This is a genomic window from Desulfobacterium sp. N47, from assembly GCF_051233685.1.
In the GTDB taxonomy this organism is placed as follows: domain Bacteria; phylum Desulfobacterota; class Desulfobacteria; order Desulfobacterales; family RPRI01; genus RPRI01.
In genome coordinates, this window is the sequence record NZ_JBAMMY010000204.1 from 1 (window position 1) to 10573 (window position 10573).

Sequence of the window (10573 nt, forward strand, 5' to 3'; positions counted from 1 at the left end):
AAAAGCTGGATTCCCGATAAAAGCATTCGGGTATTACAAAAGCATCATGTATGATGAACGCCTGTCAAATTCATAATCCCGGAATTGTCAAACTCCGGGAGTCTCCCGGCAGAGCCGGGAGTTTACCTGCTATTAATTATATTGACTCCGATATGTTATTATCAGTTTCCGATCTTAAAAGTTGTAATACGGATTTATTTGTTAAAAAAGTATTGCGTTTTTTCGGGAAGTGAAGCAGGCCTCCACTCCATTAGATAATGAGTTGTCGTTTCTTCAATTGCCCGGAATCCCTGGTTCAGATAAAACTGTACCGCCGGCTGAATTTATCTGCATGAAGACGCAGGGGCCGTTTTGACTGCATACACTCAGCTTTCGTCATGTCCAAAACCGCCTGCCCTATTCCATAGCAACGATAATTACTGTCAATAAGGATATCGGCCAGGCGGATTTCATCCCGGTCGCCACTGACGATAAAGCGGCCAATCGGCTTGCCGTCCAGTTCAATTACATTATCTTTGGTTTCCCAGTTGTTTTTTACATGCTGAAAATGTTTTTCGTGAGCCCGATATTGAAGATCCAGTATATTTCGCTTCAACTCTTCATCTTGCGTATTCCAATAGTGAATAAACAATCTTTCGGCATCCAGATGAGCACGCAATTCTCTCAGAAACGGTTCGTCATCCGGAATAGCCGGTCGGAATTTCAAAACAGCATTCATGCCATTGCCTTTTGTTAATCTGAAATATTCTATAAAAAGTATTCTTGCCTGAAAATTACTACCAGTATAATCTGAATAATATCATTCCATTAAAAGTATCTGCTGATTTGCACTGTCAGGATTCAATGTTTCGGTTAAAGCAACAGTTAATCCTGACGGTGTCGTACTTTTTTATAATTTGAGTCATAAAGGAATGCCGGATGTGTTTTCCATCAATACCGAAAGTTATTTCCAATTAATCCGCTTAAGCTTTATATGCAGGTTATCGAACAACAACCTCTACCCGGCGATTGCGTGCTTCGGCAACATTATCTGCTGTCGGAATCAGCGGGTTGCCTTCGCCATGTGAAGATATCTGGATAAATTCGGATTTGATACCCCTATTAACAAGCAGGTCGCGAACGGCAGTGGCCCGTTGCATGGAAAGCGAAAAATTATAGTCAGGGTTACCCGCACGGTCAGTATGACCAACCACCGGAATATCCTGCGAATCCCGCTCCTTTATAGCTTGAAGGATATCGTCGATAAGTTTATTCGACTCAGCAGTCAGGTTGTTGGAATCAAAATCGAAATACAATATAAAACTTTGAGGCGCCAATGGTTTTGCACTTAGCGCCTCCCGAAAAATTGTCTGGGTATCGGCATCTGCAATAGGGGTTGATGCCGAAGGAGGCGACTGGGAATCCTTTGCAATAATCGCTTTGCCTGGTTCATCGAGAACAACTGAGCCTTTCTCGTTTTTGAACTGAATAGCACCCACAGTTCCATTGGCATCAGGTGTAAGTACAATAAGGTTTTCTTTACCGGCACATCCGGCCAGAAAAAAAATAAGCAATAAGGCAAAAAAACGATTCCCTTTCATCAGCATCCATCCTGTGCGTATATTTTTCGATAAATAATCTTACTCATCACCCGGAAAACGAGCCATGAAATTGGTTTCTTTAAGCATACTGATAGTACCCGAGGGTGTTTCAATCTTAACCGCATTTGGCGCAAGCTTACCCATAAGACCCGACAGATAGACAAATGTTCCCTGACCCATTCTTAATTGCAGGGCATATTTGTTGTTAGCCGGAGAAAAGTCAAATTTATCAAGAGCTAACCGGCTCATCGAACCCATGGAAAGAAGAGTATTATCTTCAAGAAGAATGCCTGCAACCCCATTGGAACCGGTGATAAGTGAGTCGTTTAAATAAACTTTCATATTAGGAAAAGCCGGAATCATTTTGCCGTTTCGCTGAATGGAGACTATGCCGCTTGTTCCCTTTATTTTACCGATGTGCTGCATATCGGCAAACGAAGTATTAGATAATCCCCAAAGCAAAAGTATAATCACAAAAACGACCGGTTTTTTCATGGTCTTCTCCGGTTAAATAATGCCGCTGATTATTGATAAAATTTCTGTTTTTAAGATTAAAACAAGAGAAATTAAAAGTTGTTTAATAACGGGTATAATCTTAATATCTTTTTGAAACCGGTATGAACTAATAAGCAATTGTTAAATATCTTACCCGTTTAAATTGTTACAGGATGACAAACGGATTGTCAAGAAAAATTAAGCAATAAATCGGCCAATAATCCGGTATGTTGCAGGATAAACCTGCATAATCCGCTACGGTCTTTGAAACATTTTTGAGGCAGTAAAGACTGTAATTGCACTCAATTATATTCTGGATATTGGTGAAGAAAATATATATATGTTCAGCATACCGGAATTGCGGTACGATAGAAAATATGGGGAGAAAATAAAGATGTCCGATATGAAACAGCTTGCACAGCTTATGGCCGAGCTTGAAAAGATGCTTACTCTTTGCACGAGATGCGGTATGTGTCAGGCTGTGTGCCCCATTTTTTCGGTAACAGGAAAAGAATCAGATGTTGCCCGGGGTAAGCTTGCAATCTTAGACGGGCTTTTAAACACAATGTTTGAAAATCCCGATGGTGTTTATGAACATTTAAACAAATGCCTTTTATGCGGCTCATGTGCTGCAAATTGTCCGAGTGGGGTAAAGGTTCTTGATATTTTTATTAGAGCAAGAGCTATTTTAACCGCTTTTATGGGTTTATCCCCAAGCAAAAAACTTATCCTTAGAAAATTGCTGGCAAATCCTCAAACATTTGACAGACTATTTGAAGTTGGAACGAAGTTTCAGAGATTTTTCACAAAACCTGCAAGCGATATTATTGGCACATCATGCAGCCGGATCGCTTCGCCGATTCTTAATCAGCGACATTTTATGCCGCTTGCTCCGGTTCCTTTTCATCGTATTTCTCCATCCGCAGATATCCTTCCCGGAAAATCGGGTATCAAAATTGCTTATTTTACAGGATGTTTAATAGATAAAATTTTCCCGGATGTGGCTTTAGCTGCTATGCGTGTTTTTTCTTTTCATGAGGTCGGGGTTTTTATGCCCCAAGGGCAGGGTTGCTGTGGTATTCCTGCTCTATCATCGGGAGATATCGAGTCGTTTGAAAGACTTCTTCTATACAATATCGAAAAATTCAGACCTTTCGATTTCGATTATCTTGTCACTTCCTGCGCAACCTGCACTGCAACTATTAAAAAATTCTGGCCCCTTATGGCAGGGGAAAATTTGGGAAAGAAGGTAAGAGACGAAGTAGATATAATTTCTGAAAAAGTAATTGATATAAACCGGTTTATAGTCTCAAAGATCGGCATAAACACAACAAAACCCGAAAATGACAGCGGCAAAATCATTACTTATCATGACCCCTGTCATCTGAATAAGTCGCTGGGTGTGAGTACAGAGCCAAGATTAATGCTGAAAGCAAACAAAAATTATCGTTTCATGGAAATGCCGGAAGCAGGCTGGTGCTGCGGAATGGGCGGAAGCTTTAATTTGCAGCATTATGACATTTCTGCTGATATTGGAAAAAGAAAACGCAATAACATTATATCATCAGGATGCTCGGTGGTTGCAACCGCTTGCCCCGCCTGCATGATTCAGATTTCAGATATGCTCTCAAAATCAAACGACAGAATCGAAGTAAAACATACAATAGAAATTTATGATGAGTCTCTTGAATGCAATTTTTAAATCCAATCCGATTTCCGGTAATTCTTAACGTGTTTGCGGCAGGCCATTTATGCTCGGAAGGCAGAAGGAAAATTCGCTTTCCATACCACACTCTTCACATACATACTTTACAAGTACGGACCTGCACTTTACTGCATCCCGGATATCGGATTCGAGTCTAAGACAACCGCCGCATGAACATTCACACGGGATCACAAGTATGCATATAATCCCTGCAATGTCTTCTTCAATGATCTTGAATGCGCCGAGCCCAAGCATCATCCATTCTTCCAGAAGTTCCGTGTAAAACCTGCGAGTCCTGATGCTTCGCAGCTTAGCGATGGATCTTCCGGTTGAAGTCTTTAGTGTATCCGGAGCATGGTATGCATAAGTCAGCTCGATACTTGTTCGAATCAATAAATCATCATCCAGAAACTGCCTACGCAGCGCCTTCTTTGCAAAAAACTGGGCAACTCCCATATTACCCAGCTTGTCGAGACGGTCAGCATCATACAACACCCTGCCGATATCATTGGTAGCTTCACCCTCTAAATATGTGGAAAGTATAGCTTCGTTGATTATCGGAATCCATCTTTCGTATATTGTTCCTGAGAGAATTTTTTCCGCGAACCGGGCTGCATTTTCCTCTTCAGGGATATCATTCTCATGATAGCTTCCGTTGGCAAACTTTCCAATGTCATGCAAAAGGCCGGCGAGCAGGGCCGGTTCTTCCTTCAGGCCCTCCGCTTTTGCGATGTGATGGGCGATGCGGCTGACCCTTGAGCCATGGGACCACAGGCTGGAAAACACTTCTTCAGCAGACTTGTTTTGATAGTTGGTCTCCTGTTCGATTAATGTCTGACGCACCTCCTGCAGCACATCGGGTGCGATGGCCTTAAGCACATCCAGGCCGTGCGCACCTCTTCGCATCCGAAATGAACCAATGATTTCATGCTCCTTTCCTTCTTCCCCATGTGCAAGACATCGCTGATAATCCTGCGGCGTATTGATGTTCATGAATGTAACATCGATCTGTTGTGCCAACCCGTTTTGTGTAAACCAGTTTCTGTCCAGGTATAGGGTATTGCAGCACTCAACCAGCGTTTCGATTTTAAACAGATTGGCTTCAAGGTTTTTCCGCATAGCAGGCAAGCAATGTTTGTGATAGAAGGCGTGCAGAAATTCCGGCCTTTCCCCCGGCCAGGGAACTACGATATCGAATGTACCGAGTACGAGAAATTCCGAAAGGATGATCTCTTCATTTAAAAAAGGCATGTCTGCTGCGCATACAAACGCTATCTCATGGTTTATCCTTCGAAGCCCGCTATAGATGCCCATCAGAGGACCACAGCCCCGACGTTCGTCGGACACAAAAGGAAGAGAAAGCGTTTCATACTTTTCCGGTGTATTAGTCACTATGAATACTTCTTCGAACAAGGGTACGACCACACTTGCCGTCCGTTCGATGATCGATCTTCCGTTTATTTCCAGAAGAGGTTTGTCCGGCGTAAGCCTCTTGCCCTGCCCTCCGGCCAAGATCAGACAAGCTGCATTAATCTTTTTCGAATTGGAACCAGCCATATTAAATATTACTCCTGATTTTTTTCAATAAAGAGATTGCCTGAAACAAATTGAATCCGGCTTCTTTCCCTGTTTAATATCTTTTTTATAAACCTGTAATACCAAGATGAAACGCCTATATGCGTCTGTTCTCTATATTCTTGGCATAAATCTTACGTGCCATACTTCATTGTTGATAGCAACTTATAATCAAATGCCCATTATAAGTTACCGGTATAATGTTAACATTCTAAATCATGGCCAATATGAACAAACAAAAATTCTAATACAGGAGCCACTTTCAAAATGTTTCGGTTTGGTCAAGGTCAAGGCGGGCGAAAATTTTAACCACAGGAATACATTTAGTATTTCGAGAATTAAAATTTGAGCCCAACGCAAAAGATCGGTCTAAATGGGACTTTTTGAAACCGGCTCACAAGATTGCAAAACACAGCCTTTAAAATATGCGGAAAAAAATCATAAAAGGTATACTTTGGGATACTATACAAAACACAATTTTTATGTTTATTATCTATAAAATCAGGAAATGGGTACTTTAACCAGGCTGTACCCACTTTTCAATTACAATAACACATTATAACAGATAGTTATACTTATATTTAATCATCAGGCAGATGTTTTAAATAAGCTCTTTTATACAGCGATCATTTCAGACAGATACGTACGAAAAGCCCACATCTTATAAATAATCGGTCAGCAAATTTATTTTGGTTTTATCTTTAAAGCGTATAAACCTGTATTGATTCGGCATGGAAAACTTTTTCATGGCATTTTTTTTAAAAAAAGGATCGAATTATGAGCAAAGAAATTAAAATTAAAAAAGATATAAAAGCAAATGAGATAAGCTCCTTTCTCCGTGAATTGGCAGATACATTTGATGGCCGGAAAGAAGCTTTTGATGTTGGTGTGAGAAAACATCTTCACGATTTTTCCAGAATTGAAATAAATATTAAGAAAAATATGTTACTTGCTTCGGTTAAAATGAAGATGGAACAGGGAGAATCTTTAGCACAATATCATGGCTTAAAGAGTCAAAGACCACCTGCAAAGCCAGGGGTCTTTGACTGAAACATGTCAATCTATATATAAGCACCCGTTCCCAATCACCCGAATTGATGTTTGGTAGCCGGGGGAGAAAAACCCCGGCTACCCGATTAGCCGACCTTTTTTTGCCGCCTTATAGAGCACTCGAAAACGTTTGTTCTACGATCAGGCGATGTCGAAACGGTCAAGGTTCATTACTTTGTTCCACACCGCAACAAAATCTTGCAGGAACTTCTCCCGGGAGTCCTCACTTGCATAGACTTCCGCCAAGGCCCTGAGTTGGGAGTTCGAACCGAAGATGAGATCGACACGAGTGCCGGTCCACCTGAGTTCGCCTGTTGCGCGATCACGGCCCTCGAACACATCTTTGTCTTCCGGGGTTGCCTTCCAGGTCGTTCGCATGTCGAGCAGATTAACGAAGAAGTCATTGGTGAGCGTCTCCGGCCGCTTGGTGAATACACCATGTTGGGATTGCCCGAAGTTGGTATTCAATACGCGCATACCGCCAACAAGAACTGTCATCTCAGGGGCGGTCAGCGTCAGCAATTGGGCCTTGTCAACCAGCAGCTCCTCTGCCGATACTGTATATTTGGTTTTGAGGTAGTTACGGAACCCGTCTGCAGCCGGTTCGAGTACGGTGAACGCCTCCACGTCGGTTTGCTCCTGAGACGCATCCGTGCGTCCCGGCGTGAAGGGAACGGTCACATCATTACCGGCATTCTTCGCAGCTTGCTCGACACCTGCGCATCCGCCCAGAACAATCAAATCAGCGAGCGAAATCATCTTCTTGCCTGACTGTGCGCTGTTGAACTTCTTTTGGATTTTCTCAAGGGTCTGCAGGACAGTCGACAACCGGGCTGGCTGGTTGACTTTCCAATCTTTCTGCGGAGCAAGACGTATGCGCGCGCCGTTTGCCCCACCGCGCTTGTCGGAACCGCGGAACGTGGACGCCGAGACCCAGGCCGTCGAGACCAGTTGGGAGACAGACAGTCCCGAAGCAAGTATCTTTTCCTTGAGGTCGGCAATATCCTGCGCATCGATCAGCTTATAATCAGCTGCGGGCACCGGGTCTTGCCAGATAAGTTCCTCTGCCGGTACTTCCGGCCCAAGATAGCGCGAACGGGGGCCCATATCGCGGTGCGTCAGCTTGAACCATGCCCGGGCAAAGGCATCCGCGAATTCCCCGGGGTTTTTCAGATAATGACGCGCTATGGGCTCATAGATCGGATCGAAGCGAAGAGAGAGATCCGCTGTGGTCATCATCGGCCGGTGTTTCTTTGAAGGGTCATGCGCGTCGACCACCATGTCATTTTCGGCCACGTCCCTGGCCAGCCACTGATTCGCGCCGGCCGGGCTCTTGACCAGCTCCCACTCGTATTTGAACAACACACGCAGATAAGCCATATCCCATTTGGTTGGGTTCGGCTTCCAGGCGCCCTCAATACCGCTGCCGATTGTATCGCCGCCTTTGCCGCTGCCAAAGCTGCTCTTCCAGCCAAGTCCCATCTCTTCGATAGGAGCAGCTTCGGGTTCCGGACCGACATGGGATGCACTGCCTGCGCCGTGACATTTGCCGAAGGTGTGACCACCGGCGACGAGAGCGACGGTTTCTTCATCGTTCATCGCCATGCGCGCGAAGGTCTCGCGGACGTCACGGCCGGAGGCAACCGGATCCGGATTGCCGTCCGGACCTTCCGGGTTCACGTAGATCAGCCCCATCTGCACGGCGGCAAGGGGATTTTCGAGATCGCGGTCGCCGGTGTAACGGCTTTTGGGCTTGTCGCTCGTAGCCAGCCATTCCTCTTCGGCACCCCAGTAGATATCCTCTTGCGGCTCCCAGACATCCTCGCGCCCGCCGCCGAAGCCGAAGGTCTTAAAGCCCATCGACTCCAGAGCGCAGTTGCCGGCAAGGATCATGAGGTCGGCCCAGGAGATTTTCTTACCGTACTTTTGCTTGATCGGCCAGAGCAGACGGCGCGCCTTGTCGAGAAGCACGTTGTCCGGCCAGCTGTTGAGCGGCGCAAAGCGCTGGGTGCCGCGCCCAGCACCGCCGCGGCCGTCACCGGTGCGGTATGTACCTGCGCTGTGCCACGCCATCCTGATGAAGAACGGCCCATAGTGGCCGTAATCTGCCGGCCACCAATCCTGCGAGTCGGTCATCAGCGCATACAGGTCATTCTTAAGGGCAGCCAGGTCGAGTTTCTTGAATTCTTCAGAGTAGTTGAACGCCTGGCCCATGGGATTACTCATATAAGAATTTTGATGAAGAATCCTAAGGTTCAACTGGTTCGGCCACCAGTCACGGTTTGACGTTCCTCTGCTTGCAGCGGGTTTGTTCGTTTTGCCCGTTACCGGGCACTTGCTATCTTCAGTCATCCCTGTTCTCCTTTCCTTTCAGGTTTGGATTTGCACAACAAGCCGGTCAGCGGTTCACCCAGTGCACTGTCAAGTTAGACAATGCAGTGGAATTTCCGTCTGAGTGAAATGGGCTTGTTAACATATTAATACGCAAAAAGATCTTGTAAACAGCTGATTGTTTTGATCTGAGCGTTTTTAGTAATTATACCAAGCTTTTGAATTAATCCTGATTTATCAACAGCTCTCATTTGATCCAATAGGATTAATCCTTTTTTTCCCCTGGAAAGTACATGGAATTCGTGTTGGCAAAGCAGGTTTGCCGGGTAAATATCTGATCAAACTGCGATTCAATCCTGATTTTTTTCTGATCATCCGGTAACTCTTTGTATTCTTTAAGCCTGGCAATTTCATCCTTTAACAGTTGAACTTCCTCCCTGAGCTGAGCAATAGCTTCCAAAAGTATCAAAACCAGCGGAGTTCGTTCAGCTTCGGGAATGCCGGATATTCTGGGAATTTGAACAGTCATTTTCTCTTTCTCAGAAATACGATTTGTTATTAGCTCAACTACCCGAAAACAATCAGTAACGCAACCAAATTCAGCCCAGTGGCAAAAATATGGTATGGATATTCAACCAATATGCAGAGTTTCTCTGCCCGAAGTTATTGAGAAGTTACATTATTTATCTTCCTTGCATTCAACTTATACTTTTGTTAATACGCAATAATATTAAGAATGCTACGTATATGCTAACTTAACGACATAATTTTATTTTATTGTCTTGATATTGATTAAACCGTATTTTTAAATTATTCAACTACGTTGAATAATCAAATTTATATATCTTAATTTTATGTAAATCTATGGACATTCATAAACAGGAGCCAATAGTATGAACGACAGCAAAACAAACAAACCTCTTTCCGGAAGAACAGCTATAGTAACCGGCGCAAGTTCAGGCATTGGGCGCGCCACAGCCTTGGCTCTGGTTCAGGCCGGAGCTGCAGTTGTAATATATGCCAGGCGTAAGGACAGGCTTGAGGAACTGGCCTCGGAAATTTCCGGTTTAGGAGGTAAATCTCTTATCGTATCCGGCGATGCAGGTGTTCAGGCAGATATTGATTTGCTTTTAAATCGTTCTTTAAGCTGGAATGACGGGGGATGCAAATATGACATACTGGTTGCAAATGCGGGCCGGGGTCTTGCCGGTGGTGTAATAAGCACCAATTTGGCTAAATGGCAGGAAGTCTACCAGGTCAACGTCTTTGGTGCGGCTTATCTGATGAGGCAAGCAGGACAGTATATGGTTCAACGTAAAAGCGGAGATATTGTTGCCGTAGGTTCCGTTGCAGGAAGAAACGTATCTCCATTCAGCGGATTTTACGGTTCCAGCAAGTTTGCCATAGGAGCAATAGCAGAAGGGCTTCGCCGTGAAATCTGTTCATACGGAGTCAATGCCGTTGAATTAAGCTGGTTGCCGATAAGCCGGGTTAAACTTTTTATTTCGCTTTTTGAAAATTCGTTTATTACTTCTACCGGGCCGGATTGCATCGACACATCTGAGAATAAGCGCCTGTAGATCTTCAATAATAGAGTGAATCTTGTCGCTGGGGCGCAGGATCAAAAGCACAATGACATTCTTTATTGCCGAAAGCGCCTGGGTAAAATTGACTTGATACTTATATTTCCGGCTCTCTGTATTTTTCTCAACAAGCGGCTCAACTGAATTGGCAATCATCATCGTCAGGTTCTTTGAAAATACTTTGGCATGGAAATCCTGGTAAACGGATCTCACCGTCTTGCCGGAAAAGTTTTCCACCTGGATGCGGCATTTCA

9 protein-coding genes are annotated in these 10573 nt (G+C 44.4%); 3 read left to right on the plus strand and 6 right to left on the minus strand.

Annotated features, from left to right (window positions below):
• Window positions 1-295 precede the first annotated feature (295 nt).
• The 3 genes from VXK47_RS13245 to VXK47_RS13255 form a co-directional block, all read right to left on the minus strand.
• A complete protein-coding gene (locus VXK47_RS13245) occupies window positions 296-718 on the minus strand; it encodes a GNAT family N-acetyltransferase (RefSeq protein ID WP_435549260.1) in 423 nt (140 codons plus the stop codon).
• 262 nt (window positions 719-980) lie between these two features.
• Window positions 981-1580, minus strand: a complete 600-nt coding sequence (locus VXK47_RS13250) for an OmpA family protein (RefSeq protein WP_435549261.1) — start codon at window positions 1578-1580, stop codon at window positions 981-983.
• 39 nt (window positions 1581-1619) lie between these two features.
• On the minus strand, window positions 1620-2075 hold the full coding sequence (locus tag VXK47_RS13255) for a FecR family protein (RefSeq protein ID WP_435549262.1): 456 nt from the start codon (window positions 2073-2075) through the stop codon (window positions 1620-1622).
• Between the two features lie 394 nt (window positions 2076-2469).
• On the opposite strand from VXK47_RS13255, the gene VXK47_RS13260 reads away from it, so the two are divergent.
• Window positions 2470-3777, plus strand: coding sequence for a (Fe-S)-binding protein (locus VXK47_RS13260; RefSeq protein WP_435549263.1), 1308 nt, complete (start codon window positions 2470-2472; stop codon window positions 3775-3777).
• A gap of 24 nt (window positions 3778-3801) precedes the next feature.
• On the opposite strand, the gene VXK47_RS13265 is transcribed toward VXK47_RS13260, so the two are convergent.
• Window positions 3802-5337 carry an NTP transferase domain-containing protein gene (locus tag VXK47_RS13265; RefSeq protein WP_435549264.1) on the minus strand — a complete coding sequence of 512 codons (1536 nt, stop codon included), beginning with the start codon at window positions 5335-5337 and terminating at the stop codon, window positions 3802-3804.
• A gap of 795 nt (window positions 5338-6132) precedes the next feature.
• Here VXK47_RS13265 and VXK47_RS13270 point away from each other — a divergent pair.
• On the plus strand, window positions 6133-6405 hold the full coding sequence (locus VXK47_RS13270) for a hypothetical protein (RefSeq protein ID WP_435549265.1): 273 nt from the start codon (window positions 6133-6135) through the stop codon (window positions 6403-6405).
• Between the two features lie 141 nt (window positions 6406-6546).
• Here the strand turns inward: VXK47_RS13270 and katG are convergent, their stop codons facing one another.
• Entirely contained in the window at window positions 6547-8757 is a 2211-nt protein-coding gene (gene katG, locus VXK47_RS13275) for a catalase/peroxidase (RefSeq protein WP_435549266.1), read from the minus strand.
• Between the two features lie 244 nt (window positions 8758-9001).
• Window positions 9002-9265, minus strand: a complete 264-nt coding sequence (locus VXK47_RS13280; protein ID WP_435549267.1) for a hypothetical protein — start codon at window positions 9263-9265, stop codon at window positions 9002-9004.
• A gap of 364 nt (window positions 9266-9629) precedes the next feature.
• Here VXK47_RS13280 and VXK47_RS13285 point away from each other — a divergent pair, with 364 nt between their 5' ends.
• Entirely contained in the window at window positions 9630-10316 is a 687-nt protein-coding gene (locus tag VXK47_RS13285) for an SDR family oxidoreductase (RefSeq protein ID WP_435549268.1), read from the plus strand.
• Window positions 10317-10573: the final 257 nt, after the last annotated feature.

Bases quoted from the DNA above. Each gene is read 5' to 3' on its own strand.
- VXK47_RS13265 (WP_435549264.1), bottom strand. From the start codon at position 5,337: ATGGCTGGTTCCAATTCGAAAAAGATTAATGCAGCTTGTCTGATCTTG.
- VXK47_RS13255 (WP_435549262.1), bottom strand. From the start codon at position 2,075: ATGAAAAAACCGGTCGTTTTTGTGATTATACTTTTGCTTTGGGGATTA.
- VXK47_RS13260 (WP_435549263.1), top strand. From the start codon at position 2,470: ATGTCCGATATGAAACAGCTTGCACAGCTTATGGCCGAGCTTGAAAAG.
- VXK47_RS13245 (WP_435549260.1), bottom strand. From the start codon at position 718: ATGAATGCTGTTTTGAAATTCCGACCGGCTATTCCGGATGACGAACCG.
- VXK47_RS13280 (WP_435549267.1), bottom strand. From the start codon at position 9,265: ATGACTGTTCAAATTCCCAGAATATCCGGCATTCCCGAAGCTGAACGA.
- VXK47_RS13270 (WP_435549265.1), top strand. From the start codon at position 6,133: ATGAGCAAAGAAATTAAAATTAAAAAAGATATAAAAGCAAATGAGATA.
- katG (WP_435549266.1), bottom strand. From the start codon at position 8,757: ATGACTGAAGATAGCAAGTGCCCGGTAACGGGCAAAACGAACAAACCC.
- VXK47_RS13285 (WP_435549268.1), top strand. From the start codon at position 9,630: ATGAACGACAGCAAAACAAACAAACCTCTTTCCGGAAGAACAGCTATA.
- VXK47_RS13250 (WP_435549261.1), bottom strand. From the start codon at position 1,580: ATGAAAGGGAATCGTTTTTTTGCCTTATTGCTTATTTTTTTTCTGGCC.